Raw genomic sequence first — 26986 nt, 5'->3', positions numbered from 1 at the left:
TTTTTACTGTTTTCCAGGTGCTAGAATAGGTGCTCAGCTTAGGAGGAAATTTTATGAAATCTCAGCACACTTTTGCCCTCTCGTTCTATTTAAAGCGGGAAAATGAGGTAAATGGCAAAGCTCCAATTTATGCGAAAATTACTGTCGATGGTAAGTACCTCAGACTGGCGGTAAAAAGGTCCGTAGAACCAAAATTCTGGAACCAGAGGACCCAAAGACTCTTGGGAAACACACCCGAAATTATTTTATTGAGGGAAAAGCTCAGGCAAATGACAAATGAGATCAATGGTGCTTATGATGAACTCAGATACCAGAAAAAAATGATCACAGCTCAGGCAATAAAATCGAAGGTTGAAGGGGAAGACGATGGCAAAACCCTGTTATACCTGATCAAGTACCATTATGAACACCAGGGAGCATTACTTGCAAAGGGGACGATCAAAAACTATTATTCCACAGAACGTTTCCTGAAGGAATTTTTAAAAAAGAAAAAATTGTCCGATATCCAGCTTGCATCGCTCGACTTTCAGTTTATCGCAGAATTTGCAGTCTACCTCAGGAAAAAAGAGCCTGACAAGTCACAGCGGCCATGCACCAACAATACTGTAATGAAGCATCTGGAAAGACTTCAGAAACTAATGGGCATTGCCCGTAAATTCGGCTGGATTACAGTCGATCCGTTTATCAACCACCAGCGCCATATCATCAAGAAAGATCGGGAGTGCCTCGATATGGATGAAGTTTCAGCTTTGTGGTCGCTTGAAATTGAAAATGACCAGATCATGCTTGTGAAGGAAATGTTTCTCTTTAGCTGCTATACTGGATTATCTTATAACGAAATCAGCAGACTGACCGGTGATTACATCAGGAGAGAAGCAGATGGGAGCTTATGGATAGAAATGGTCAGGCAAAAAACACTCAATACCAGTGAACTGAAATTTCATGTACCATTACTGCCAGAGTCCTTAGGTCTGATCGAGAAATATGAGCACTCGACAGCCTCACTTTCTAGAGGGACTATTTTTGCCACTCCCAGTAACCAGTATATGAATCGTTGCCTGAAAATCATAGCGAGATTGGCCAGGATAAACAAACACCTGACCTTTCACATAGCGCGGCATACATTTGCTACCACTATTACTCTTGAAAACGGTGTTTCGATTGAAAGCGTTGCCCACATGCTCGGCCATAGCAACACCAGGACCACGCAGATTTATTCCAAGGTTAAGAAAAAGAAAGTGGCTAACGAAATGAACATGGTTAAACTCAAGCTGCATCCTGTTATCAGGAAGGTGGTTTAACCGGATTTAAGTCTTGGTTTCATCAATCGGTGGAACCAAGACTTTCTCATTCCGCTCACCGTAAAAGTAGCTTATCTAGATGATGCAGTCTAAAATCACAGATGATCTTTTATGCGATATCATCAAATACCAGGTAAGTAACCTTGATTTCCCATATTGACGATCACTGTTTGTTGAACTTTATCGTTCCAGTAACAGAAGTGAATTATGGGAACATTAGAGTTTATTGCCAAGGAAGATCTCGAACAGTTCAAGATGGAACTTTTCGCAGAATTGAGAAGACCTACATTCAAAGCGCCATTAGGGAAGGACAAGCAGAAGCCGTTCATTAAAAGTTACGAGGTTAGGCAGCTATTGGGAATTTCGCCTGGCACGCTCCATCAACTTCGAAAAAGCGGCCAGATCAAATTCAGTAGGATTGGCGGACTGATGTATTATAAGTATGAAGATATTGAAGCGATGGTGAACGGAAGGACATAGGGAAGATACTGGTCATCCCAGATAATAGATATATCATCGCAGTTCAGGGTTATTATCGGTGTGGCTGAAGAGATTTTCGCCCACACTCACAGTGTATAAGGATATGAAGGAAAAAGAAATAACCGATGCCCATTGTTTGTTTAGGCCGAAAAGAAAGCCTCCTCCGAAGGGATCATACATGCGGCTTAAAATCAGGAAACTGTTGGGCTCATTTCCAGAGGTTACAAAGCGAGGTGATCGACACTAAGGAACTGCTGTCCATGGCAAGATTCTGCCCGCCCGTGCGCGCAGCAAGATGTACGTTTGTAGACAAACGAATCTTGCCATCCTTACGGCTGGGGAACCGCGGCGGGACTTGCGGTTCAAAAATCATTCATTAGCTAAAGATGGCAGGTAAGAAAAAGCAACACCAGGAAAAGCTGCTGGTCCATGTTTTAAGGATCAGGATTGACCAGCAAACTTATCAAAGGCTCCAACAATTGGTAAGCACCAGTGATTGCAGGAGCGCTTGCGCTGTAGCCCGGAAAATCATTACCGGGGCAAGGATCAATGTATTCCACCATGATGATACCATGGGGCCTGTGATGGAAGAACTCTCCAGGATCAGAAAGGAAATCCGGTCGATCGGAATCAACATCAACCAGCAGACCCATCATTTTCACGGATCCAAAAGCAGCAGCGAGAAATGGTTCTATGCCAACCGTACACTCCAGGAGTATAAAAAAACAGATCAAAAAATTGATAGGCTTTTATCTATCGTCAATCAACTGGCAAAAAAATGGTTGTCAAAATCAGAACCGGAAAAAAGATAGCTGGCGTGGTGTACTATAACGAGGATAAAGTGTCGGAAGGGAAAGCGGTTTTGCTTGCGGCCAACTGTTTTGCCGCCGATCCCCAGGAGCTCACCATAAGTATGAAGATCAACCGTTTTCACCAGCTCACCAGGCTTAATGAAAGAGCCAAAACCAATGCACTGCACATCAGCCTTAATTTTCATAAAAAGGACGAATGGAATGAGGAAAAAATGGTTGAGATTGCCCGGAAGTACATGGAAGGCATTGGATTTGGTGATCAGCCTTATCTGTTATATGCACATAGTGATGCCCACCATCCGCATTTGCATATTGCGACAACGAACATCCAGGCTGACGGATCGCGCATCAGCCTCCATAATATTGGCAGAAACGTATCGGAATCGGTACGGAAGTCGCTTGAACAAAGTTATGGCCTTATCGTCGCAGAAGGGCGGGAGCCAGTGCATCAAATTGGAAAACAATCACTGAAACAGTTCGAATATGGTGATAAAGCGCTTAAAAAATCACTGTCGAATCTGACCAGAGCGGTTAGGGCGCAATACGCTTACTCAAATCTACACGATTTCATTGCCATATTAAAAACGTATCAAGTTATTGCTATACCAGGAACAGCCGGGTCCAGAATGGAGGCAAACAAGGGCTTGCTTTATGTTGCACTGGATAATACCGGCAAACCTATCGGCGTACCGATAAAAGCGAGTGCCCTGAATGGCGAACCGGTTTTGAGAAACCTGGAGCAAGACTTCATCCAAAAACACGGAATAAAAACCAAGCTAAAGCCAGAAATCAGCAACAAATTGGATATACTACTTGCTGCAGGAGTTAGGTCTATCGCGGATTTCCAGCACAGGCTTTCTAAAATAAATATTGACTTGGTCCTTAGCCGTACTGCCGAGGGTAAAATTTTTGGCATGACCTATATCGACCACGATTGCAAAGCTGTATTTAAAGGGAGTGAACTGGGGAAAGCCTACAGTGCAATGGGAATTGCCTCCAGATTGCAGCCGGACCAAATAGTGGCTCAAAACACTTCGGTGGTATTGGGGGCTGGAGATCCGTTTACCCCTCGATCAGTACAAGAACAAACCGGGATTGATATCAGCCCTTTATATCAGACGGACTACGGGCAACCTGTTAGCCCGCTGCTGAAACGCAGGAAGAAAAAGAAACGTTTTATGGGAAGGGATATACAGCGATGAATACCGGCGAAGATACCAATGGCCTGCGGAAAATTATTGACCTCACCCGCTGGATCAGCCTTTTCATACTGGGACTCCATTTTTACTTATGCTGTTACGCGTTTTTCAGGTCAATCGGACTTCATTCCCTGCTCAGCGACAGGATGCTGACCGGTATAAGCCGGAGTGCATTATTCCGGGACCTTTATTTCGCCAAAGTGGCCAGTCTTATCTTTTTAACGATATCGCTGCTGGGCGTGAAAGGTGGGAAGGATGAAAAGATTCAGCTACGGCCGCTGGTCCTCCAGTTTAGTGCTGGTATGATCCTGTTTTTTACAAGTGTGGTTTTTTTGCGTCTGGTCGATTTCCTGGTCATCAAAACAGTTTGTTATACTGGATTCACCATCGTAGGATACCTTTTGATGATGGGAAGCGGTGCAAAGCTTTCCAGGATTGTCAAAGATAGTCTGGCACCTGATATTTTCAACCGGGATAATGAAACCTTTCCGCAGGAAGAGCGTTTGCTTGAGAACGAGTTTTCAGTCAACTTACCGGCGCTATACAACTATAAGGGAACAAGGAGAAGGAGCTGGATTAACCTGGTGAACATGTTCCGGGGCCTGCTGGTCGTGGGAACGCCCGGTGCGGGCAAAAGTTATTTTGTCATCCGGCATATTATCGCCCAGCACATCAAAAAAGGCTTTAGCATGTTCCTATACGATTTCAAGTATGACGACCTTAGCCGTATTGCCTAGAATATGTTAAACAGGTATGCCGCCCATTATGCGGTCAGACCAAAATTTTTTGTGATCAATTTTGACCAGCCCCTTCACCGCTGTAATCCGCTGGACCCAGGTGGGATGGAAGACATCACTGATGCTACCGAAGCAAGCCGGACGATTATGCTTGGGCTGAACAGGGACTGGATCAAAAAACGGGGTGACTTTTTCGTGGAAAGCCCGATTAATTTCGTGACGGCAATGATCTGGTACTTGAGGAAATATAAAGATGGGATGTATTGCACCTTACCCCATGTGATCGAACTGATGCAGGCAGATTATGGCCAGCTTTTCACCTTGCTGGAAAAGCAGGAAGAAATCAAGGTACTGATCAACCCTTTTATCACGGCCTGGAAAAACAACGCGGTGCAGCAGCTTGAGGGACAGATCGCCTCGGCTAAAATCTGCCTGGCCAGGCTTTCCAGCCCACAGCTTTATTATGTGCTGAGCGGGAATGATTTTACCCTGGACCTGAATAATCCTCGGGACCCAAAGATCATCTGTGTGGGAAACAATCCACTGAAAATCCAGATTTATGGCGCTGTGCTCTCGCTTTACGTCTCGCGAATGATCAAACTTGTCAACCAGAAAGGTAAAGCTAAAAGCAGCCTGATCTTTGATGAGTTCCCTACCATTTATTTCAATAATATGGATAGCCTCATCGCTACTGCTAGAAGCAATAAGGTCGCGACAACGCTTGCCATACAGGATTTCAGCCAGTTAAAGAAAGACTATGGGCAGGAGCAGGCCGATGTGATCACCGGCATTGTGGGCAATATCATCAGTGGCCAGGTAACGGGCGATACCGCAAAGAGGCTCAGTGAGCTCTTTGGCAAGATCATGCAGAACCGGCAGAGCAAGAGCATCAACAGCTCGGATGTGTCGATCAGTAAATCCACGCAGCTGGAAATGGCCATACCGGCCTCTAAAATTGCATCCCTTTCTTCAGGGGAATTTGTAGGCATGGTTGCCGATAACCCCCAGGAAAAGATATCGCTCAAAATGTTCCATTGCGAAATCCAGAATGACCATACTAAAATCGCTGCGGAAGACGCCGGCTTTGGAGATATACCGGATGTGGCATGCGAAGGATTCCGATATACGCACCGCTTATGAGCGTATCAAAGCCGAAGTAGCGCAGATCATTGCCGCTGAAGGTCAGCAGGAAGAGGATGGTAAGGGAGCAGTCGGGAAGAAGAAAAAAAAGAAGAGCAAGGGGAAGGGTAGACGCTCTACGGGGATATCTAATACCCTATCTACTTAAATCCAATTTCATTTTTTTATTTGCCTGGCCACTGACCGGGGGACATCCTGCAGAATATGATTTTGAATCAATGTGCTCCTGTAGCCCGATTTACTTTTCTATTTGCTTTACTGTTGCATTTGGAAGGAACTTTTCAATTTTACGGCCACCTAACCAGCACTTTGCGATCCGACCCGCAGGGTACAAACAGATTTATGAGCAAGAACCCGGGAATGAAAGCCCTGCGCATCGACGTATCTTTTACCACTCGTGAATTTCATTCACTTAACCTGTATTTTGCTGATCTGGCAAAGATCGACCTGCTCAGTGAAGAGGAAGAGGTATTGCTTTGCAAGCGTATCAGGGAAGGGGATCGTTCCGCGGTAGAGCGGCTGGTAAGGGGAAACCTGAGGTTTGTGGTGAGTTGTGCTAAAAAGTACGAACATATGGGACTGCCTTTAGGGGATTTGATCAATGAAGGGAACTTGGGATTGATTACGGCTGCCGGAAAGTTTGATGAAACCTTGGGTTTCAAATTCATCAGTTATGCCGTTTACTGGATCAGGCAGGCCATGCTGCTCGCGCTTGGTGAGTATTCCAGGATGGTGCGGCTGCCGATGAACCAGGTGCGCAATATCACCGTAGCCCAGCAGAAGATGGGCGAGCTGGAGCAGCACCTGGAACGCGCCGCGACAGTTGAAGAACTGGCAGAAGCTGCGGATGTTCCCGTGCGGCAGTTGGCTGAACAGTTGAACCTGGACCGTATACCGCTCTCCATCTACCAGCCCCATGGCATGGATATGGGTGAGCGGCAACTTTGCGATATAATTGAGGATGAAAGCGTGATGCCAACGGATTACCTTTCGGATATCAATGACCGCGCACTGCTAACAGGAAGGCTACTTGCCGCCTTAAATATAAAAGAAAGGAAGGTGATCGAAGGACTTTATGGGATCAACTGCCCGATGGAAGCCAGTTATGGGGTTATTGCAGACAACTGCGGGCTTACATCGGAAAGGATCAAGCAGATCGAGAAAGGGGCAATCAAAAAGTTAAGGGAACTGGTCAGTGCAGGCAGGATCATGAATGGCTGATGTATGGGATGTGGCGCTGGACAGCGTGCTCATTCTTGCGCTGTTTTTCTGGGTTAGGCTCTTATCCCTTAGAGGACCTTTTTTTTGGAAGCACGCACCGGACAGATATCAGACATCGGAAAAGAAATGGGACATGAAAATCACAATTCAGATTTTGGGATTAAAACTTAGCTATTTATGGTTAGCGTTTTTTACCAAACGTAAAAGCAATATAAAACAACAATAAAATAATGACTAATGACATCATGGTCCATGGCGGGGTGCTCTTCGTCCTGGCGCTATCGGCAGGGCTCATCCTGCGAAAAAAAAGATTGCCAAAAGGGAAAGATGAACTGCGGGATGATGATGTACACTGGTTATAGGACGATATGAAAAAGACCAAGATATTATTGATCGGCGCCTGCGGGCAGATCGGATCAGAGCTAACCGGGGCATTAAGGACAAAATATGGACGTGATCAGGTGGTGGCTGCGGATATCAGGGAACGCACTAAGGTTTCAGGGGAAATGCATCCTTATGTGAAACTGGATGTGCTTAACAAATCTGCGTTATTGATGCTCTGCGGGGAAGAAGGCTTCACCCAAATCTACCTGCTCGCAGCTATGCTTTCGGCTAATGGCGAGAAAGAACCAGCTGTAGCCTGGCAGCTGAATATGGACGGCCTGCTAAACGTGTTGGATGTAGCGGTGAAATGTGGCATGCAAAAAGTATTCTGGCCAAGCAGCATAGCTGTATTCGGGCCCAACGCGCCAAAGCTGCTCAGCCCCCAGGCCAATGCCAGTACGCCATCAACGGTATATGGGATCAGCAAGGCAGCAGGGGAATATTGGTGCCAGTATTACTTTGATAAATTTGGATTGGATGTCAGGAGCCTGCGTTACCCCGGGCTGATCAGTTATAAATCGCCCCCCGGTGGCGGGACTACGGATTATGCCGTCGATATCTTCATAAAGCACTTAGCGAAAGGAATTACCTTTGTTTTTTGAAGCCGGGAACAGCCCTTCCGATGATGTATATGTCCGATGCAATCAGGGCAACCCTGGAGCTGATGGAGGCTCCAGCGGAAAAAATAAAGGTGAGGACGTCCTATAATCTTTCAGGAATGAGCTTTACGCCCGAGGCGCTGGGAGAAGAAATAGGGAAGCATATCGAAGGGTTCAGGCTGGACTATCTTCCGGACTTTAGGCAGCAGATTGCAGACAGTTGGCCGGATTCGATCGATGATCATGACGCAAGGGCGGATTGGGGATGGATGGCGAGGTTTGATCTGGAGGATATGGTAGAGGATATGCTGGAGAATTTGGCCAGGCGGGGTATGATTGCTAACGTATAATATTTTTCCTTCCGTTTTTCTGCCGGGTGTTTTGCCGGGTCTTTATATGGCGCCACCAGACTTTTTCCTTACACTGATTTAGGATCGAAGTCAATGGTTTAATAAAAGTCTGTATAAATTTCCAATCTTTGAAGATCCTGCTTTTGGTTTTAGGAAACCAGGATTTAACGCACCTTGTTTTTTTATGATGAATAAACGCTCTTTCTTTAAGCCCTGCTTTCCGCAGGTGGTTTTTTTATTGCTTATATTGTACATTATGGGCTGCAAAAAGGCGGATCATCCGGATCCCGGCCCGATATCACCGACCGATACGGTTGCCGCCCCGGTTTTTGAAACTGAGGTTTATTCCCAGACAACCGACCTGGTCAGCATTTTTGTGAAGTATAAACTTTTGGTACCGGAAACCGAAACAGGCATTTTCTATAACACCGATTCGCTTTCCTTGGTATCCGATCAGGGCAAGAGTGCTGCAGGCTCCAAACTGAGTGGCGGATACGTATCTTATATCAAACTTGATGCCCCTATACCCAATTACCGGGTCTGGTATAAACTCTATTACAGGGACAGTGCGGGGAAACGCGTTTATTCCAAGATTTACCGGCATGATATAGAAGATTTTCATGTCCGCAATAAATATGTGATGCGTGGACTGGCCATCGATAATAATTATGGAAGTGAGCTGCTGATCAATTATGAAAAAGGGCAGTATGGTACTTTCGATAATTCATTTTGCGTCCTCACCCCAAAAAAGGGGCTTAGTTTTGGGCGTTATAAGGTAACCATCAACGGTGCTGAAGTCCCGCTTGGTAAAACCTCCAATTCCCTGATGCCGACAGAACTCACCCAGCTGATATATGATGTGCCTGAAACCATATCATTAGGGCCGGCCAGGGTTGATTTTTATGACCAGGGTAAACTGGTATCCACAACTGAAATTATCATTATTGATGGCGGATTGTTTGACAGGGTATCCCATCCCGTGGCCAATAACAGTTATGGCGACTACTTTGTTTATAATAATGAACTTTACACTTATTATAATCCATGGTCAGAGCAGGGGCTTCCTTCCAATGCCAGGTTCTACAAATGGTCCCCGATATCAAAGGTCTGGACAAAACTTCCCGCTCCCCCGGAGTCACGTCTTTCGAACCACCATGCCGCACAGCATTTGAATGGGATCATTTACTTTGCACCCTCAACAGAAAATGATGGCAACAGGTATCCGTTTATGTATAGAGAGGTTATCTGGTCGTTTGACCCTGCCAGCAGCTTGTGGACCAAAAATGTGGTGTTCAGCACCGCAGATCCGCTTAAAATCAGGACCGTGGTATTTGGCGATTGTTTTATCCAGCAGGGAAAGATGTATTGTATTGTCAACGTGTATAAAAGTGGCACTATCAGTTATGAAATGGACGTGTACAATCCGGAGGATAAAAGCTGGAGGAAGTTTATGGACCTTCCTGATGATGAAGATACCATGGTACACCAGGCGATAATTAATGATGGAAAGGCGTATCTGCTCATTTCCAAAACCGTTTACCAGCTAGGGACGGGTGATGTGACCAGGAATGAGTTTTCGCAGATAGACATGGAACGTAAAACGCTGGTCAGGAAAAACTGGGTACCGGGCGTTGGGGTGTTTTTGCCGAACCTGGCAAGCCACAAAGGGAAGTTATATGCGTATGGTGGAGGAGATGGCCAATATTCTGTAATCTATTCATCGCTATCGGCAGTTTACGATACAGCCGCTGATAAGTGGAACCCGGCAAGTCCCCCAGGATTTTATACGGCTTGGGCGAGCCAGACGGGTGGTTTTTTGCTATCGATGAATGACCAGCTTTATGTTGGACTGGGGGTTGACCGCCATGTGCCCAATACGACAGACCAGACCAATAGCAATATTTACCGCTTATTGATAAGATAACAATGCATTCCAGCACTCTTTTTAATGGGGATACAGGAAAGATTCCCTTTATGCGGTAGCTAGTTGAAGAAATGTGTGCTAGACCTATCCTGATCCCTGTTCCGCAATTTTGTTGTGTAGACTGGCAAAGCGGTCAAGGGTTTTATGTGCAGTTTTTTTGTCAGATTTTTCATTCTTTGGCCTGGTGAGGGCCTGGTTCCTGGTCCTAATCAGTTTGTGTACAGTTTTTTTGTCAGGTTTTTATTCTTTGTCCTGGTGAGGGCCTGGTTTCTGGTCCTAAGCAGTTTGTTTAGCTATTGAATGTTATTCCGGTAAAGGGAAAAAAGGAGCCGGGCAAAGACCGGCTCCAACTAATTATAACTACTCTTACTAAACTAAAACCTGGCTGCTTCTACCCAGCCAAAATCTTTATCCGGGCTTTATGGCTACAGCCTTACGGATTGTTCTCTGGTGCAAATCTGGGGAGTTTTGAGTAGCAAAAAATATGGATGTTGATCTTTGGTAAATTGGGCGGATTTATGATGATGTTTCAGAATAAAATTTCCTGCCGGACGACCTGTTTTAAAACCGTTGAAATTAAATTTTATATGACCTGGTTTTACCTGGCCTCATGGCCGGATAGGATTTGCAAATAAGGGATCGAATACAATATAATTGCTGCTCATTATAACGGATGAACATGTTTATTAATTTAACTAGCCAAATCAGCTATAATGGAATCCTATTATCCAGACCAAACCGACCTTGCCATATTAAAGCTCCTGCAAAAGGAAGCAAGACTGACTTATAACGAAATTGGCAGGCGCTTGCACAAAAGTAAATCGCCCATCATCGAGCGGATCAAAAGACTCGAACGGCTTGGCTATATCCGCGGTTATGTAGCCCTGCTGGATTATGAACTACTTCGAGATTGTATGATGGCTTATGTCCACATCCGTTTACTGGACCATTCCGGGGCAGCTTTGGAAGAGTTCCAGGCAGCAGTCGCCTCGTATCCCGAGGTACTGGAATGTTGCCATACTACGGGTGAAGATGATTTTATATTGAAGGTGGTGACCAGCAGCCTGCAGAGTTACAATGCCTTTTTGAGGCAGAAGCTGGACAGGTTGCCCAATATCGGGCAGGTGAGCTCTTCAATGGTACTCGCGCAGGCCAAGCATTCAACAGCAGTGCCGTTTTGATCCTGGGATGATCATGTGTATTTTTTTCTTTGCCTGGTCGGGGGCCGGATGCTGAGGCATTTGTGGTAGGGGTGGGAAGTTGGGCAGGCTGATTATGGTAAACCGTAAACGGGTCCAATCTGCGTAGCGTATTTTGTGCACATGCGTATAAAGAACAAGGGCCGGCGGAGGATCAAGGAGGCTGCAAACTACGGGATACACATGTGGTGGTATTCCTGCAGCGATATCGGAACCTTTTACTCCCTGCGTGGCAAATGGACGCATAGGGGCAGGGTCGTGAATTAATGTGGCGTAGCAGTCAGTCGGGAACAAGATCGTTTTATAGAGTATCATGCAGGCAGTAGGGCTCAACCACTATTACGTTTTGCGCTGGCCAGGCGTCGCCGCTAGAAAACTTCTCAATCTAATCGCTGGCAAACAAAATTTTACTAGCTGTTTTAAAGCTACAAAAGCTTTCAACAGAATATTTGATTGTCCGGCCCCTGATTTACAGCCCGATTTACCGAAGTGATTGCATCTCTGTCACGGATTGCTGATAATTTCGGAATATTGCAGCACGGGCCTGGTCGGAGGGAGCGCCAGCCAGGCCCGGGCAACTGGTCCCGGCAAAATATGTTTCATCGTATTTGTTTTATTCGCATCGCCGGAGCCAGGGGAACTGAACCTCCCGTCAGTGGTTTTAACAGGTACAGGTATCCCTTGACCGGGGCCTGTGCTTTTTTGGTCCTTGATGGGGATTTGGGGTGTGGTTTTATTATTGCCGATCAAGCTTTAAAATTGGTTTTTTTCCGGGTATTGAAGCCCTGGATGATAAGAGGCTATATTTTCTTCATAGGTGGCATCAGTTTAGGTGGCGCGAGGCCATTTTGGTTTAAGGTACAGGGTTTTAGTGACGCCCTGTACCCTTATTGGAACTGAGCTGCCTTTTGAGGGATAAAAGGACTTTTCATAGAAAGAGGAATAGTTATGATTAGCAGGGCAGGCTTTGGATAAAGGTGCCCTGCTTTATTTTTGGGGCCAGCTGTTTTTTAGATGATGTTTATCTTTTCTTTTTTTGCCTGGTGTATTTACCGGGTTCCTGTTTGTTTAGCACCATTATTAGTGTTTGTTTGTCTTTATGCCTGGTACTGCCCGGTATGGTATGCTTGCTTTTAATGTTTTGGGGCAATTCTGTGAACCGATTTTTCATGATAGTGAAAAACGGATTGTCGCTGGAGCAGTACTTTGGAAGTTGAGAAATTATTGTTTAGTTTTTAACCGATTCTTTCCAACTTTCGTTCTTATCCTCCGGGGAAACCGGGATACAGAAAAGGGAACTTTAACGGTTCCCTTTTTCGGGCACAGTTGAAAAGGGTTTTTATGGTTCCGGAGAACCGACATCTACCGATTTATGCTCTCCAATGTATATTATCAGCACATGCTTGACAGGGTGCTGCATTTCCATGCGATATCGCCTGGTTTTATCGCCTTGATGAAACCACTCTTAGGGTTTATCCATGAAGAAAAAGGGAAATTGTTATTGTACAGGGGACAGAAACCGACCAGGGTTTGGTATATCCTGAAGGGTTTTGCGAAGGAAACCAGTTATGATGCTGGGATAGGAAGGACGAGCTGGTTCTGGGGGGAAGGTGATTTTGTGTACGCCTATCCGGGTTTCTTTTCGCAAGGGACGGCAATAAATGATATTGAGCTCATTGATGATGCGTTGCTGATTGAGATCAGTTATGAAAAATTTATGGAATTGCGCAACGGGTTTGGGGAAGTGCCGGTGCTGGTGGAAAAGATCAGGGATTATTATGATGGATTGCGGCTGGCACATGCCTCTGATCTGCTAACATTGAAAGCAGCGGAGAGGTTCAGGAAGTTCATCACGCAAAGCAAAGGACTGTTTGGTATCGCCAAGCGGAGGGATATTGCCAGTTTTTTAGGGATCAAGGATGATAGTCTGAGGAGGTATGGGTAGGTTTATGACCTATTACCGAAACATCATTTTTGCAAAAATTGCCGTAGTCTCTTCTTAAATTTACTCATCGTTTTTAATGACTATTGGCTTGAAGATTTAGATTTTTTTTGTAACATTAGCTTTATGTTAAATTACGACTTTCTAAACCTCTCACCATCTGAATTTGAAAATCTGGTTCGTGATCTACTACAAACCAGGCCAGGCATTTTTATTGAAAGTTTCGCGGATGGTGCAGATGGTGGTATAGATTTCCGATATACTAAAAATGGTGAGCGTGTAATTGTACAGTGCAAGAGATACAAAGCCTTTGATAACCTCTGGGCAGTACTAGGCAAAGAGTTGAAGAACATGCACAAGCAGAAGCCGGACAAATACATTCTGGCTACTTCAGTTGATTTGCTAAAGCATCAAAAGGAACAGATATATCAGTTCTTTAAGGAATTTATGCCTACAGCGCAATATGTCCTTGGAAGAAAGGATATCAACAGTCTTTTAACCCATAATCCTAATATTGAAAAGCAACATTATAAATTATGGCTTTCCAGCACCGCAGTACTGGAGCAGATCATTCAAAGCAAGGTTATTAACCAGAGCGCATTTGAGATTGACAAGATCAAAAAAATGGTAAATCTGTATGTGGAGAACGATAGCTTTAGAGAGGCGCTGGGAATTATCAACAAAAGCAATTATGTGGTTATTTCAGGCATCCCTGGAATAGGTAAAACAACTTTAGCCAGGGTACTTTCCTATTATTTGCTCTCCAATGGTTACCAAGAATTTGTATTCATTTCTGGTACAACAGGTGAAGGGATGAGTAATTTTAAAGAGGGCAGAAAACAGGTGTTTTTCTTTGATGATTTTTTGGGCAAGAATTTTTTGAAGCTAAAACCAAGTATTAATGAAGGAAGTCTACTTTTACGTTTCGTTCACAAGATTGCTGCTGCCAAAGACAAAGTGCTTATCCTTACCACCAGAGAATATATTCTTAACCAAGGAAAGGAAGTATTCGAGGAACTTGAAAATAACTCCATTAATTTCAATAAATGCGTGCTGGATCTGGATAAGTATTCCAGTACGATCAAAGCTAAGATTTTGGTGAACCACCTTTACTTTTCCGATCTTCCTCGTACACATTGTGAGGCTCTATTGGAGAAAAAATATTATCTCAAACTAATCAATCATCGCAATTATAACCCAAGGATTATTGAAACGGTGGTGGAAAATAAATTGTGGGAGCAAACTTTACCCTCTGAATTTGGAGCTGTATTTCTGAATGCCCTTGAAAATCCAGAGAGTATCTGGCAAAAGGCTTATGAGACCCAGATATCCATGCTTTCAAGGTGTATTCTTGCCATCTTAGCTACAACTGGAACCCCTATCTATAACGATTTCCTAGAAGAGGCCGTCAAAAAGTTTTCGAGAGACCACTTTAACGCTTATGGGTTTGTGGTCAACCCTTTTAACTACTCAGAGGCAATACGTGAACTGCATAATAGCTTTATTATAACTCAACAGGATCAGGAGGGGCAGGTGGTGGTGAATTTTATCAATCCATCCATTTCAGATTTTCTTACTGGATATCTGGGACGCGAAACTGCGGTTTTGATCGATGTAATCAAATCCGCACTCTATTTCAATCAGCTTGGAGGTATATATGTTGTTAAAGGAGAGAAAGTAAAATCTCCATCTTGGTTTTTCAAAACTGGAAAGATAGAAATTGATCAAAATATAGCTAAGATAATCAGAGAAAAAGTAACGACTGATTATGATAGTCTAACCTCTTCTGCAATTTCACAATATGATACCCAGTCCGGATTTGCTTACTTTATTACCGATAAAGATCAGTTTAGTAAAATTAGTATTCTGAGTGACCCATCGATTTTTGAAATGCTCCCTGATCAACTTTTTCAGCTTTATCTGGCAGAAAAATTAAGCGGCTTAATTGCCACCGGGCTAAACTCGCTAAGTGAGCGTACATCATTTGTTGACGCAGTGGAAAAACTGAACAACTATCTGATTTATAAGCCTGAAGAGTTGATCAGGACATACCTGCAGGGTGCTTATCACATGCTGGATTTTGATCTTTTGGTCAGGTTGAAAGCAGTGGTTCCAAATGCTGCGCAGCATATAAAAGAAGACGAACGATTTCAGAGCTTTGTAGAACAGGCCTGCAGTTCGGGGTTGACAGATTTCAAGCCCTCTGATTTGAGCTATGTTAATACCCGACTGACATTGCTACAAAAAGAGCTTGATGTAGATGTCTCTCAGCGCCTAGAGGTGTTTGCAAAAAGATCAGAGGACTTGGCGGTAGAGATGCCTGAAGAGGAAAAGGTCAAACTGGATAATCTGAAGATAGAACAGAAAAAGAAAAAATCTCAGCAGGATAATGAGAACTCCAGGATTTTTGAAAGGCTAATGGATAAAGAAGATGGGTAGAATTTCGTAGGACAATTGATGAGTAACAGAGAGTTTATATGAGTGATGATTGAAAAATTTGTCCTACCCAAACAGCCTAATTAGGTGACAACGGGAATAGTAGTTTTCCAATGAAAGCAAACAACCCTATGAGCGTAACTTTTTCTAAAATTGTGTGTAGTTTAGAGTTTAATACATTTAAAGCTTCTGTTTAGTAAAATGAATGAATTTATTGAATGGCTATCCAGCTATCTGGGTATAGACAAAAATCCCACTGCGACCATTATCGTTTCGCTAGCAGTATTTTGCTTGGGTGTTATCGTAAACGAACTGGTTAAGGCGATCAGTAGGTTTAGAGAAAGACGGGCAATAAGGGAACTGGTGCGCAGGAACTACCTGATTTTTAAAAAGTATCTTCACGATCAGTCATCCTCGCTAAGCACCTTTGGGAGTTTTATTACCTTAAAAGGGAGTCCTCCCAACTTCAACCTCTATGTCAAGCTATGCTCAGCACTGGACAATTTCAGGGAGATTTCCTATAGTAGCGCTTTCAAGGCATTTTTTGTTGGTTTTGAAAATTTCAGGCTGAAGGGCAGGGTCAAGCGGATACAGGCTTTTGATAACCTGTACAACAGTCTTTCCGTCGTTAAGGGCGAACAAGAAAGGATGTTCCCAATCCTGCTAGGTTTCCATAAGGAAGATGCCACGATGAGTTCCGCTGTAAATTTGAGCATGAAGGAAGCATTTGAAGCCGCTACCGACGTGTCAGTTACGGTGAATGAAAAGCACGGAGATAGAGATCATCAATCCTGGTTAAAGGAACGGGACGGACTTTTTCAGACATTTTCAAAGGGAAATCCCAACGATCTGATGGAGGTTAAAAAATTCCTGATTTCTATACTGGACTTCGATATGGCTAATGGGAAGCCGATCGCCACGATCTTTAACGCTAAGCAATTTTGGTATTACCAGCTCAAACTGCATACCGCCATAGAAGATATCAAACGGTTGGAAATGCTGGTTAAAACGACCAGTTCATACTGCAGAGGAATATGGGAAAAATTTGAACTTACGGCAAAAGATCTAGAAACCTACTACTGGGCACTTTTCAATAGGAAGCTGGTGTAATAGAACACCTGCATAAACCTTTCGTTCTAGTCGTGCTACTAAAGGCACCAGCGTCGCCTGCTGTAGTTTTTGTTCTGGTACGATGCCGACGGAACCGCTCAAGCTTCCTCGACTAGGAACATTTAATCTGTAAGGTTTGACCGTTGGTTCTAAACATTGGCCTGATAAATTATTGCCCCACATTAGTATTCGTGGCTCAAATCGTCAGGGTTTGTCTCACCACACATTTATACCTCATTGGTTCTACCCGAAAGGTGTGTTTTGCTATTGTCGGTGAGGGGAATTTTGTGATGAAATGGTTGAACTTGCTACAGGTGGATGGAATTGTGTTGAACTAATAGTATATTATTATTAGTACCCGTGCATTTTACTCGATCTGCAGGAACTGTAAATGCTCCTAGCAAATTGAGAATGTGCGATCTTTTGAACCACGTATTCATCAACAGAACAATTTTGTTTAAATTAATATCTTGGATGGATTACTTTGAACGCTTCGAGATTGCATTGATTTCAGACATGAATTGCTCAGCGTCATTTTTTGTACGGATGACTTGGCCAAGGCTGTCCTGATTTCTAGTACTCCGTGAAGCTGAAGTCGATGGGCTGTTCGATACTGCTGCCGCCTTTTTCAAATCCTGGATTTTGTTTTGAATGTGCTGATTCATAATACAAATATAATATAAATTTGTTGGACAAATACAATGCCTATTTTAGCTTGATCATATAATATCGATAAAGATCACGGTTTTCCCTTTCATAATCAAACAGTTCGGGCCGTGGCTTAGCAAAAGGAGTTCCATCTTCATACTGTTCGTAGTTGCCATTGCGGAAGATCCTCACATACCAATCCACTCCAATGGCAGTAAAGTATTCAGCTAGGTATATGCTATTATGCTTAAACATCCGGTGATAGAGCCTCGCCCTGAAGTCATTTGAACCATCGATACCGATGGTGAGGTGACTATTGGTATCAAGAAAGACAAGCGCTAAAAATAGCACGGAGGAAAATACCCTGTTAATATCGAAATGCTGTAAACTGACATCGTCAAGAAAACTGCCGTTCAGATCCGGTGGCCCAAAACCTAGGTTGTATACATCAGGTAGCAAAGGATCAGGGTGTTTAGAAATTTTAACCAGTATTTTAGTTGAACTTCCATCGCGCTGTGGAGAGTCAAATGTCATTTCGGTCAAATCTTCAGAAATGAAAGTTGCAGAATAAGTCTGTTCGAAATTGATGGTAATCTGCATGCCCTAATATATCGGTTACTAACAAAGAAATAAAAATCTGAGCACCCGTGTAAATTTTTTAGAGAATAAATTGATTTCGGCCAAAAAGTTTGTCTTTTAGCTGTCAGAAGGCACAAGCGGGTCGTGTTTTTCGCTGGATTTTTTATTTGAAAAGGATGCTGTTGCAACCCAACAGCTGCTATTGATTATATGCTAGTGTTTTTATCCTTATTCTTCATATTTCTGGCAGATAGTGGGATGTAGCATGCTAATTTTTCCCAGGATTATTAATTGTGTTAGAATGAAATCTCCTCTCATGTTTGACAAGTTTACTATCTTAGCGCCATTGGGCCAGGTCCAATAAACATAAAAAAAACGACTCTCTATGGCAGTAAAATGGAATATTGTTTATCGCGAATTGGCCGAAGCATTTGCGGCATTTAGAAATAGGCACGGACGAGAAGCAGGCGCAGAAATATATAGAATCTTAGATGGTGATGAGCGTTTCCGGATGAGCAATCAATGGTTTTATAAATACAGTAATTATGACGATCAGTATATTGATCCTGTCATTCTATTTTCCAGCCTAAATTCATCTAAAGCCAAATTGGAAAACAGATTGATAAGAATTAACCATCTTTGCCGTATTTTCATGAAAAAAGCTTACAGCGAAGTGGATTTCATTGGATGTCCCACACCGATTACCATAGATCTGATGTCGGTTAGAAATAAATCTACTCAAGAGACACTATGGTCAATTTTTGAAAACGTCATGAAATTTGGACAGTCGTTTTTAGACCAAGATACCTTTGACAAACTGAAGTATGTCAGGGGGATGGATACTGTTTCGTTTACAATATTTTTATTTTGGATTGACGCTGAACACTTTTTGCCACTGGATAAACACACGGTTGGATACCTGATCCAGCTAGGTAAAATGGATAAGATACCTGCAGGCTATAAAGACTATTGGGCAATTCTGAACAATCTGGAGATGTCATTCCTGGAAGTCGCCGAGGTTGCTTACGAAATTTCTAGTGGGCAAACTGACCCTGAATTCCATACGCCTATTAAGGACTCTGAAAAGGACATGAGCCGACCAGTCGGAAATTTCCGTTTACTCGGGGTAAGACCGATGACTGGATTGAGGGAAGAGGTTATCAAGGTACTCGAAGTGGATAAACCATACACATTTTACAATGCATTTGATCTAACTGATTTCAATAACATCATCTATAGCCCTGAGTTGGATGTTCAACTTTATTCGACCAGGGAGATGAAGATAAATATTTCATCAATTGTCGGTAAGAACGGGAGGGGCAAGAGTACCCTAACCGAATTGATCTATAGGGCTATAAATGTCCTTGCCGAAGCACATGGAAATATATATACGGAACTTGAAAAGATTCCCGAACTTAATCTTGAACTCTACTATTTAGGGGATTTTCTTTACTGTATCCGGTTTATAAACAGTGATGTCTGGATATTTAAGTACGAGCAGGTAGATAATACTTTTCTCAATCCCTCAATTGTGCCGATTGAGCAATTTGACCTTGGCCAACTCTTTTATACCATTGCAATAAACTATTCCCTTTATGGGCTTAACAGTGCCAACATCGGTCGTTGGATTAAGTCTCTTTTTGTAAAAAATGATGGCTATCAAGTTCCCATTGTAATGAACCCATATCGGGACAGAGGGAATATAGACGTGAATGTAGAGCAGATTTTGACCCGGCAAAGGCTGATGGTCAATCTACTTTTGCCCTTTACAGAAGGAGAAGGGCAATTTGACTTAAGAAAGCTTACTGATAAGGCGTCTGCAGTCTCAGTGAGCTACAAACTCAACCAAGCGAAATTCAAGAACCTTTATAGCTATAAAAAAAAAACAAACCTGTCAGAAACCATAACAGTAGGATTCGACCGGGCTTCTGAATATTACCTAGAGATCTTGGATTATGTATGTGAGAAGTTTGACTTGGATAATCGGCTCATACCGCGAGATATTACTCGTTTGAATACACTGGTAGATTACGCGTTTGGATATATCCTTCAAAAACTGATCAACATATCCAGAAGCTACGGCTATGGCTGTTTTGACATTGAGTCCGGCGAGTTTTCGGATTATACAACGTTTATTGATCAGCTGTCTGGTAACTATAGCCACATAACCAATAAGCTACGACAGGCCATAAATTTTATTAAATATGATCATATAAGGTCATTTTTACCGGAAAATAGGCTTTCTGATAACGTGCCTGTCTCGATAAAGGAACTTTCCAGCGAAATTGAGAAAACAATTGGAAGTGCTCAGGACTCACAGCTCGATACTATACAAATAGTTCCTCCAGCTTTTTTGGTTCCAAAAATCATACTCGATAATGGCAGTGACCTGGACGACCTAAGTTCAGGTGAAAAGCAGCGTATTTATGCAATAAACTCATTAATCTACCACCTTTATAATTTAAATTCGGTCAGTGTAGTGGAGGATTTAATAACCTATCGATATGTTAATATAATCTTTGATGAAATTGAACTTTATTTCCATCCGGAAATGCAGCAGGATTTTATAAATTATTTGCTATTATATCTGGAAAGGATAAATTTGGATAGGATTGCTGCCATTAACATTCTTATAGTGACACACTCCCCATTTATCCTTTCAGACATTCCCAGTACCAATATTCTTTTCCTTGGCAAAACAGATCAGCATATTCGCACTTTTGGATCAAACATCCATGACCTGTTGGCGAATAGCTTCTTTATGGAGGCATTTATGGGTAATTATGTTAAAAAAATCATTGGTGAACTTGCCGATTATTTGAATCCGAAGGTTAAAGATCCTGATGGATGGTCAGAAGCAAAATCTCTGATTACTATTGAGCAGATTGGCGAACCCCTGATTCAAAGGAGGCTTAAAGAAATGCATTTTGCAAGATTCAAACAAAATATAAACAGGCAAGAACAGATAGCAAAATTAGAAGAAGAACTATTCAGGTTAAGACGTGAGACAAATACTCAATAATCAGCAGCTAAAGGATAGGGTCAAAGATTTCAATGAAAACCTTTTCCGAACCGGAAGGGAGGATGAATTCGAAATGCCTTACCAGCGCTTGCGAATACTCAACAAACATGTTCGTTTTAATGCGGCAGACTACGGCGAAATACAGACAGGTAGGCTTTTTAGATACATCAAAAAGATCAGAAGGCATTATTTAAGGATTCTTAATGCTGATGATGACGAAATTACCAAACTGATTTCCGAGTTTAACAGGATCATACCAGTCGACCGGATCAACGAGAAGTTTTGGAAAGACGTTGTGCGCGCAATGCGTTACAATGCGCTGCGCGATCAGGAGTTCTTAAAGATCCTGCGTCCCTTGGGAATAAAAACATGCGTATACTGCCATTCTCAGCTTACTTTGGTGGTAAAAAAGAAAATTGCAAAAATAAGGAATGAGGCCAGGCAGGTCAATGTGGGAGATGTACTTCAATGGAAGGGCCTTTTGGAACTTGATCACCGCTATCCGAAATCGGAATTCCCGTTTCTTTGTACATCATTTTTTAATCTTTATCCGATCTGCGGTTCTTGCAACAAGGCGAAAAGCGATAACCCTTCAGGGTTTACACTATACCATACTGGGCCATTATTGAATGTTTTTCGCTTTGGGCTAGCTGACAATGCGGTGGTGCAGTATCTTAATGACAAAGATCCTGAAAAAATTAAAATTACTTTTAGCCATGTAGATCCTGGACTACCGGAAAATGAAAAGCTGGCCAGCGATTATGACAAGATGTTCAGTATATCCGGGATATATGGTGCTCAAGTTGATATTGTTGAAGAGCTTATTCATAAGCAGCAGGTATACACAAAACATTATAATAAAGCGCTGCTCGATGATTTTGAAAGCCTGTTTCCAGACCAGGGAATGTTTACAAGACTGGTAATTGGTACTTATGAAAAAGAGGACGATATTTTTAGGCGTCCCCTGACAAAGTTTATACAGGACATTGCCAGAGATATCGAACTGATTGATGACCAAGGTAATCTTTGTCAGCTGCCTGAAAAAGGTTAGACTTAGAAGGGCAAACTAAAAACGGATCAATGATGCAAGTTCCTATTAATGGGCTGAGGTTTGCTATAGGATGCAAAGCAGGGCGGGATTGCATAGGCGGGAGGATTTTTGTTGGGTGGGGGTTATTGTTCTGTAAACAAGCGATGATGCCGAACAAATTTCATTTGTAGGTGATACTTATTTGCTATGTCTGTGGGGTTTAAAATACATATTTATAAGTATTTCCTCCGGGGGCAATTCTAATTAGTTTTGAAAATGAGACCGGCTGTGGAGTTTTCCCGTAGTTAAAAATGGTTCATGTGTAAAAGTTGTATTTTGTGAATAACTAATAGTTTAATTATTGGCGCAATTAAACTAAATTTAAATTTCAGTTAAAACCATTCAAAACCAAATATTGATCATTGGCTGCGTATTTCGGCGAAAGTGACCCCTGCGTTTCGGACCAAACTGGCCGCCAATTTGATTACCGGGCTGTAGCATAAAAGTTCCTTTCCCTCTGAACAAATATAGGCTGACGGTTTTCAAATTTTTCCTCCACGCCTAGCTTTCCAGACTATCTGTTTTCAGGGATGCTCATCCCTTTAAATTTCAGCCTACCAAAGAATCTACCCGAAACACCTTAAAAAAGTGCTCAAAGGCGTTCAAAATGGCCTTTTGACCCAAAGCTTTGCTGAGGCTTGTCTTTTCGAAACTATGACTTTGAACTAGCTTTAAATAAATACTTGGTTAGGAAACACTGTGAGAGGAAAATCTGATCAAGAGATCAGCGCGGCCAGTTTGCTCCGAAACAGGCGGCCACGATGGACCGAAACAGGGGGACACTTTAAAAGCGAAACGCGCGGCCATTTTCGCCGGAATACCCAGCTTGGGATCAAGGTGATTTATTATATAGATCCGTATCCGGGGATTTCAGGAAAACAGATCCTTAAAGCTGGCAGCTTAGAGAATCAGCCTACCGTGCGTTTGTTTAACGGGGCAATTGGAAAGGCATACCACTGGTTGTATGAGCCCATTATGTCATACAAGGATGAACTTGCATTACTTTTTGGGCAGGAAACCACCGATATTGCCTCAACATACAAACGGGAGATGGAAAGCCAGATTGCCACCATCAATGTACAGACCGAAATCATAAACCAGTTGCAAACAAAAATCATATCCTTAGAAGGCAAATTAGAAACTGCTACTGCAAAACCGAAGTGAAGTTGGTTAGTCACCCTGGCTAATTTGATGCTTGAAGATGAAAGCTAACCAAGAGCTTCAAAAAACATGGCCTTGCCTGCTTAGATGAGTGGAGATTATCCAAAAAGTGGCCACTAGTTTTTCATCAAAGTGGCCACTTTTTTCAGCTTAAACTGAGTGCTTTTTTCGCTTAAGAACGGTCTATCGGCTGATTTTAAGTGTTTTAGGCTGCTTTTAGCGGTGACCGGATTCAATTTTCATTTCGGTGGGGAAGCGTCTTTAAAGACCTTAAAATTGATTTTTTCCAGTCTTGTCAATAGGATTTCTAGAATCTGGTTTTTGTCGTTGAATACTGTCCGTGAGTGGCTATTCCAGCCCGAAATCACTATCTGATGTTCAAACTCGGCAAAGCTTGGGAGATTGGACAAAACAGCCGGAATCCGGATAGCTCTGTTTTTAGGAGGAATAAATATCTGGGCATTTTCTTAGCTTGCCATTCTCAAGATTGGGTAAATCCAGGGGGGCACAGTTTGGAACGGATGTGGTGTCTAGTATTACTGAAATCTCCAGTATGACCGGAATGAGTGCCAGGGCTTACCGTTATCAGGCGAGGAGGGATGCTTGTCTGCATTAGAGGTTATTCATCACTAGTTCCGATGTGCCCTTTTTGAATGATCAAAATTGATTAACTACTTATTTGTAATTCTGTATAATGTTCATTATTTTTGATTGTTCACGTAACGTGAACATGAATATTTATGAACAACAACGAGAACATTATTGGTGCTTTAAAAAAATTGGAAACCAATACTGGTTTTAAATGGGCATACAACCATACCGCGGGAGACCTTGACGGAACCACAGATCTTTTTATGGATGGCCATGAAGCGAATTTTATCGTTGAGTTCAAAAAAGAACTCCGTGATTATCAGCTACCAAAATTGATACACTACAATCAGCTGCATGGGGGACTCATGGTTGTTGCAGACAGGATTTTTCCTACTATAAAAGAGAAACTGCGGAATGAGGGCATCAATTACCTTGACAGTGCGGGAAATGTTTACATCAGGACAAAGAATAACACGATCTGGTTAGAGGGCTTCAAATATGAAGAGACGGAAAAGCCTGTGACGAACCGGGCGTTCACCAAGACAGGTTTAAAAATGGTCTTTTATCTGATGGTACACAAAGAGGGCATAAATATGCCGCAACGTACGCTGGCGGGAGCAACCGATGTTGCATTGGGGAATGTAAAAAATGTGATCAATGGTTTGGAGGAAGCAGGTTATGTACTGCAGGTCGGGCCAAAACGGCGACTCTTGCAAAACAAGAGGTTGCTTTTGGACAGATGGATTGCCGGATACGGAGAGACTTTAAAACCAATACTGCATATGGGCAATTTCAAACTGAAGCCAGGACACCCTTTAGAAACGCTAGATAATGACCTGATAGAACCGGGAAAGACGGTTTGGGGTGGTGAGCCTGCCGGTGAGTGGCTGACTGATTACCTTAAGCCCAGGATATTGACCGTGTATACGGCCGAAAAAAGAAACCAGGCCATGGTAAAGTTGAAGCTTATACCTGCCGTGGATGGAGATATCAGGCTTTATGATAAATTCTGGAAAGATGAGCCGGCTGAGGAGCGTCCTTATGCCCCCGCGTTATTGGTGTATGCAGACCTCATGCTGACAGGGGATCCCAGATGCGTGGAAACAGCGATGATGATTTACGATAAACATTTAAAGGATGAATTTGGAGAGTATTAAACAGGGAGGGCTCAAAGCGGTATTTGACACGTTGGAAGATACATTTAAAGCTAATGGAATCGATTTTTATATGATCGGCGCAATAGCAAGGAATATATGGTATGCTAAAGGGGATGTAAAGTTTCTGACCACCAAAGATGTAGATTTCGCCGTGATGATCGGTAGCCGGGAAGATTATAAGAATGTCAGGGAGGAACTTTTTAAAAGAGGGTACACTGAAAGTGGTACCAATGCGTTTGTGGTGATTTCGCCTGAGGGATTACAGATTGATCTACTGCCCTTTGGCGCATTGGAAATCGATGAGGAGGTGAAATTTGAAGGAAAGGGCTTAACAAGTATAAAAGTTAATGGTTTTCAGGAAGTATATAACATGGGTACAGCCGATGTGATACTGGAAACCGGACACCAGTTCAAGATTGCTACCCTGCCTGCGATTGTCCTGCTGAAGTTTATTGCCTATGATGACCGCCCTGAATTACGCTTTAAGGATGCCAGGGATATTATCAACATCATAGACCATTATTTTAATCTCGAAAGCGAATTTATTTATGAAAACCATGCGGATCTTTTTGGAGGGGAAAATGAAGACATTACCCTGGAAGAAATTTCTGCGATGGTAATTGCCAGGGAAATCAAAAAGATGATCAGGGAAAACAAAGATCTGAACCTGCGTTTGGCACGTATTGTTTCTGGAAATATCGGGTTGATGGAAAAAAGCACCTTAATCCGGAACATGGTCAATGAGAGTGGCAAGGATGTGGAAAAGATTGCGGCTATACTGGAAGCGATGTTAAAACACTTAAAAGAGTGACAAAATGAAAACAAAAACCTTTTTAAAGGAGATCATCAGCCATAGAGAAATCTACGGGCAGGATGGGAATCTGGAAGAGGCTGTTAACCTTATCCGGGATATACCATCTGTTACCTTACAAGGAACGCAGGAGTGAGCCTGGGGCAGGGGCAAACCGGTAATTAGGAATTGTCAGCTGAAGGTGATAAGGAAGCTGTGATAAAGAAGATAGGACCTAATTTCCTTCACCAGCGTTAGGCATAGCGCGTTTATCCGCTACGCCTGTTGTCCAAAAAACTTATTTATTCCGGGTTAATCACTACATGGACGGCCATCTTTTCGCTGGCCTGGGATTCAATGTCGCTGGAGAAGCCATGTTTGTTGGTGATAAAATCTCCTTTATCATAGATAAAGATGACCAGGGTTTTGCAGTCTGGATGGCCTTTGTAACGACCGGTATCGGTGAGCAGTTCTTCCCCAAGAGATTTGATAGTTTGGCCTTCTCTGGTCATTTTGGTTTCAATAATTATCTGCTCTTTTTTGAGGACAAAATCAACCTTTGTATTCGCGCCTGAGTGGCTTGGGGAATAGTCTTCTGGACGGATATCGTCGAAGTAGATCTTTAATAGTGCACCCAGAACGTATTGCACATCGTATTCGTCCCTTATTACCAGTGGTTCGCGGTCTGCTCTGCGGGACCTGAATTCCTGGGCCACTTTGTGGAACCTTTTGAGTAAATTTAATAACTGGTCCAGTTTTTTCTCGCCTGCGGCCTTTCGCTGCGCAGGATCAATTTTTACCTTAAGAAGTTCGATCTGCTCGTAAAAGCGCTCCAACTTAGTGACCTGACTGGTCATCTCTGACCTTGTGCTCTCTATCTGTTCATGTTCTGTTGGTTCCTTTCTTCTCTCTCCAGAAAAAAAAATGCCGCCAGCCATCCGGCGGTTTCTGTCATATTTATCCGCGTAAGCATTATCCGGAAACTCAAACGCATTTTTGAGCATCTCGAGGTTATAAAAGTCCCATTTAATGAAGTCTGCCCAGCAGATCTTCATGACTGCTAACGAATTCATTTTCCTGGTGATGATTTCACGTCCGAGCGCCAATCTTTCGA

General features: G+C 42.9%; 21 protein-coding genes and 1 pseudogene. 19 read left to right on the top strand and 3 right to left on the bottom strand.

The window, feature by feature from the left end:
• The first annotated feature begins 53 nt into the window (after positions 1-53).
• From DRW42_RS03615 to DRW42_RS03565, 10 genes and pseudogenes are all read left to right on the top strand, one after another.
• Positions 54-1301 (top strand): site-specific integrase, encoded by a 1248-nt coding sequence (locus DRW42_RS03615; protein ID WP_113947475.1) that lies wholly within the window; start codon positions 54-56, stop codon positions 1299-1301.
• A 207-nt stretch (positions 1302-1508) separates the two neighbouring features.
• Positions 1509-1781, top strand: coding sequence for a helix-turn-helix domain-containing protein (locus tag DRW42_RS03610; protein WP_113947474.1), 273 nt, complete (start codon positions 1509-1511; stop codon positions 1779-1781).
• A 386-nt stretch (positions 1782-2167) separates the two neighbouring features.
• Entirely contained in the window at positions 2168-2593 is a 426-nt protein-coding gene (locus tag DRW42_RS03605) for a plasmid mobilization protein (RefSeq protein WP_113947473.1), read from the top strand.
• Positions 2560-3795 carry a relaxase/mobilization nuclease domain-containing protein gene (locus tag DRW42_RS03600; RefSeq protein WP_113947472.1) on the top strand — a complete coding sequence of 412 codons (1236 nt, stop codon included), beginning with the start codon at positions 2560-2562 and terminating at the stop codon, positions 3793-3795. The genes DRW42_RS03605 and DRW42_RS03600 overlap by 34 nt, the downstream gene beginning before the upstream one ends.
• A pseudogene (gene mobC, locus DRW42_RS29480) lies at positions 3792-5817 on the top strand (conjugal transfer protein MobC). Before DRW42_RS03600 ends, mobC begins: the two are co-directional and overlap by 4 nt.
• Positions 5818-6011: 194 nt before the next feature.
• Entirely contained in the window at positions 6012-6890 is an 879-nt protein-coding gene (locus DRW42_RS03590) for a sigma-70 family RNA polymerase sigma factor (RefSeq protein ID WP_158544272.1), read from the top strand.
• A 368-nt stretch (positions 6891-7258) separates the two neighbouring features.
• Positions 7259-7876 carry an NAD-dependent epimerase/dehydratase family protein gene (locus tag DRW42_RS29435; protein ID WP_341866222.1) on the top strand — a complete coding sequence of 206 codons (618 nt, stop codon included), beginning with the start codon at positions 7259-7261 and terminating at the stop codon, positions 7874-7876.
• The gene (locus tag DRW42_RS29430) at positions 7873-8223 is read left to right on the top strand and encodes a Rossmann-fold NAD(P)-binding domain-containing protein (protein ID WP_341866221.1); all 351 of its coding nucleotides are present in this window, start codon (positions 7873-7875) and stop codon (positions 8221-8223) included. Before DRW42_RS29435 ends, DRW42_RS29430 begins: the two co-directional genes overlap by 4 nt.
• Before the next feature lie 184 nt (positions 8224-8407).
• Positions 8408-10147, top strand: a complete 1740-nt coding sequence (locus DRW42_RS03575; protein ID WP_147243663.1) for a Kelch repeat-containing protein — start codon at positions 8408-8410, stop codon at positions 10145-10147.
• A 713-nt stretch (positions 10148-10860) separates the two neighbouring features.
• Complete coding sequence (locus DRW42_RS03565; protein ID WP_113947467.1) at positions 10861-11328, top strand: Lrp/AsnC family transcriptional regulator; 468 nt, start codon at positions 10861-10863, stop codon at positions 11326-11328.
• Between the two features lie 1039 nt (positions 11329-12367).
• Here the strand turns inward: DRW42_RS03565 and DRW42_RS28670 are convergent.
• Positions 12368-12517 carry a hypothetical protein gene (locus tag DRW42_RS28670; protein ID WP_158544271.1) on the bottom strand — a complete coding sequence of 50 codons (150 nt, stop codon included), beginning with the start codon at positions 12515-12517 and terminating at the stop codon, positions 12368-12370.
• 282 nt (positions 12518-12799) lie between these two features.
• On the opposite strand from DRW42_RS28670, the gene DRW42_RS03545 reads away from it, so the two are divergent.
• From DRW42_RS03545 to DRW42_RS03535, 3 genes are all read left to right on the top strand, one after another.
• Positions 12800-13291 (top strand): Crp/Fnr family transcriptional regulator, encoded by a 492-nt coding sequence (locus DRW42_RS03545; RefSeq protein WP_147243662.1) that lies wholly within the window; start codon positions 12800-12802, stop codon positions 13289-13291.
• 123 nt (positions 13292-13414) lie between these two features.
• On the top strand, positions 13415-15727 hold the full coding sequence (locus DRW42_RS03540) for an nSTAND3 domain-containing NTPase (RefSeq protein ID WP_113947462.1): 2313 nt from the start codon (positions 13415-13417) through the stop codon (positions 15725-15727).
• A gap of 198 nt (positions 15728-15925) precedes the next feature.
• Positions 15926-16834 carry a hypothetical protein gene (locus tag DRW42_RS03535; protein ID WP_113947461.1) on the top strand — a complete coding sequence of 303 codons (909 nt, stop codon included), beginning with the start codon at positions 15926-15928 and terminating at the stop codon, positions 16832-16834.
• Positions 16835-17539: 705 nt separating this feature from the next.
• Here DRW42_RS03535 and DRW42_RS03525 read toward each other — a convergent pair.
• Positions 17540-18082, bottom strand: a complete 543-nt coding sequence (locus tag DRW42_RS03525; RefSeq protein ID WP_113947459.1) for a DUF6934 family protein — start codon at positions 18080-18082, stop codon at positions 17540-17542.
• A gap of 364 nt (positions 18083-18446) precedes the next feature.
• On the opposite strand from DRW42_RS03525, the gene DRW42_RS03520 reads away from it, so the two are divergent.
• From DRW42_RS03520 to DRW42_RS29360, 6 genes are all read left to right on the top strand, one after another.
• Positions 18447-21083, top strand: coding sequence for an AAA family ATPase (locus DRW42_RS03520; RefSeq protein ID WP_113947458.1), 2637 nt, complete (start codon positions 18447-18449; stop codon positions 21081-21083).
• Between the two features lie 73 nt (positions 21084-21156).
• Positions 21157-22134, top strand: a complete 978-nt coding sequence (locus tag DRW42_RS03515; protein ID WP_147243661.1) for a hypothetical protein — start codon at positions 21157-21159, stop codon at positions 22132-22134.
• Between the two features lie 738 nt (positions 22135-22872).
• Positions 22873-23337 carry a hypothetical protein gene (locus DRW42_RS03510; RefSeq protein ID WP_113947456.1) on the top strand — a complete coding sequence of 155 codons (465 nt, stop codon included), beginning with the start codon at positions 22873-22875 and terminating at the stop codon, positions 23335-23337.
• A gap of 737 nt (positions 23338-24074) precedes the next feature.
• Entirely contained in the window at positions 24075-25082 is a 1008-nt protein-coding gene (locus DRW42_RS03505; RefSeq protein ID WP_113947455.1) for a type IV toxin-antitoxin system AbiEi family antitoxin, read from the top strand.
• Entirely contained in the window at positions 25063-25893 is an 831-nt protein-coding gene (locus DRW42_RS03500) for a nucleotidyl transferase AbiEii/AbiGii toxin family protein (protein WP_113947454.1), read from the top strand. Before DRW42_RS03505 ends, DRW42_RS03500 begins: the two co-directional genes overlap by 20 nt.
• Positions 25894-25897: 4 nt before the next feature.
• Positions 25898-26029, top strand: coding sequence for a hypothetical protein (locus tag DRW42_RS29360; RefSeq protein WP_279634079.1), 132 nt, complete (start codon positions 25898-25900; stop codon positions 26027-26029).
• Between the two features lie 145 nt (positions 26030-26174).
• On the opposite strand, the gene DRW42_RS03495 is transcribed toward DRW42_RS29360, so the two are convergent.
• Positions 26175-26945 carry a PD-(D/E)XK nuclease domain-containing protein gene (locus tag DRW42_RS03495; protein WP_208643487.1) on the bottom strand — a complete coding sequence of 257 codons (771 nt, stop codon included), beginning with the start codon at positions 26943-26945 and terminating at the stop codon, positions 26175-26177.
• Positions 26946-26986: the final 41 nt, after the last annotated feature.

The organism is Pedobacter miscanthi, assembly GCF_003315595.1.
Taxonomy (GTDB): Bacteria; Bacteroidota; Bacteroidia; order Sphingobacteriales; family Sphingobacteriaceae; genus Pedobacter; species Pedobacter miscanthi.
Note: the sequence above shows the minus strand (reverse complement) of the source record. Positions and strands in the feature narration are given on the sequence as shown.

Excerpts from the sequence above, each read along its gene's own strand:
- DRW42_RS03615 (WP_113947475.1), top strand. The coding sequence starts at position 54 with ATGAAATCTCAGCACACTTTTGCCCTCTCGTTCTATTTAAAGCGGGAA.
- DRW42_RS03610 (WP_113947474.1), top strand. The coding sequence starts at position 1,509 with ATGGGAACATTAGAGTTTATTGCCAAGGAAGATCTCGAACAGTTCAAG.
- DRW42_RS03605 (WP_113947473.1), top strand. The coding sequence starts at position 2,168 with ATGGCAGGTAAGAAAAAGCAACACCAGGAAAAGCTGCTGGTCCATGTT.
- DRW42_RS03600 (WP_113947472.1), top strand. The coding sequence starts at position 2,560 with ATGGTTGTCAAAATCAGAACCGGAAAAAAGATAGCTGGCGTGGTGTAC.
- DRW42_RS03590 (WP_158544272.1), top strand. The coding sequence starts at position 6,012 with ATGAGCAAGAACCCGGGAATGAAAGCCCTGCGCATCGACGTATCTTTT.
- DRW42_RS29435 (WP_341866222.1), top strand. The coding sequence starts at position 7,259 with ATGAAAAAGACCAAGATATTATTGATCGGCGCCTGCGGGCAGATCGGA.
- DRW42_RS03575 (WP_147243663.1), top strand. The coding sequence starts at position 8,408 with ATGATGAATAAACGCTCTTTCTTTAAGCCCTGCTTTCCGCAGGTGGTT.
- DRW42_RS03565 (WP_113947467.1), top strand. The coding sequence starts at position 10,861 with ATGGAATCCTATTATCCAGACCAAACCGACCTTGCCATATTAAAGCTC.
- DRW42_RS28670 (WP_158544271.1), bottom strand. The coding sequence starts at position 12,517 with ATGAAAAATCGGTTCACAGAATTGCCCCAAAACATTAAAAGCAAGCAT.
- DRW42_RS03545 (WP_147243662.1), top strand. The coding sequence starts at position 12,800 with ATGAAACCACTCTTAGGGTTTATCCATGAAGAAAAAGGGAAATTGTTA.
- DRW42_RS03540 (WP_113947462.1), top strand. The coding sequence starts at position 13,415 with ATGTTAAATTACGACTTTCTAAACCTCTCACCATCTGAATTTGAAAAT.
- DRW42_RS03535 (WP_113947461.1), top strand. The coding sequence starts at position 15,926 with ATGAATGAATTTATTGAATGGCTATCCAGCTATCTGGGTATAGACAAA.
- DRW42_RS03525 (WP_113947459.1), bottom strand. The coding sequence starts at position 18,082 with ATGCAGATTACCATCAATTTCGAACAGACTTATTCTGCAACTTTCATT.
- DRW42_RS03520 (WP_113947458.1), top strand. The coding sequence starts at position 18,447 with ATGGCAGTAAAATGGAATATTGTTTATCGCGAATTGGCCGAAGCATTT.
- DRW42_RS03515 (WP_147243661.1), top strand. The coding sequence starts at position 21,157 with ATGCCTTACCAGCGCTTGCGAATACTCAACAAACATGTTCGTTTTAAT.
- DRW42_RS03505 (WP_113947455.1), top strand. The coding sequence starts at position 24,075 with ATGAACAACAACGAGAACATTATTGGTGCTTTAAAAAAATTGGAAACC.
- DRW42_RS03500 (WP_113947454.1), top strand. The coding sequence starts at position 25,063 with ATGAATTTGGAGAGTATTAAACAGGGAGGGCTCAAAGCGGTATTTGAC.
- DRW42_RS29360 (WP_279634079.1), top strand. The coding sequence starts at position 25,898 with ATGAAAACAAAAACCTTTTTAAAGGAGATCATCAGCCATAGAGAAATC.
- DRW42_RS03495 (WP_208643487.1), bottom strand. The coding sequence starts at position 26,945 with ATGAATTCGTTAGCAGTCATGAAGATCTGCTGGGCAGACTTCATTAAA.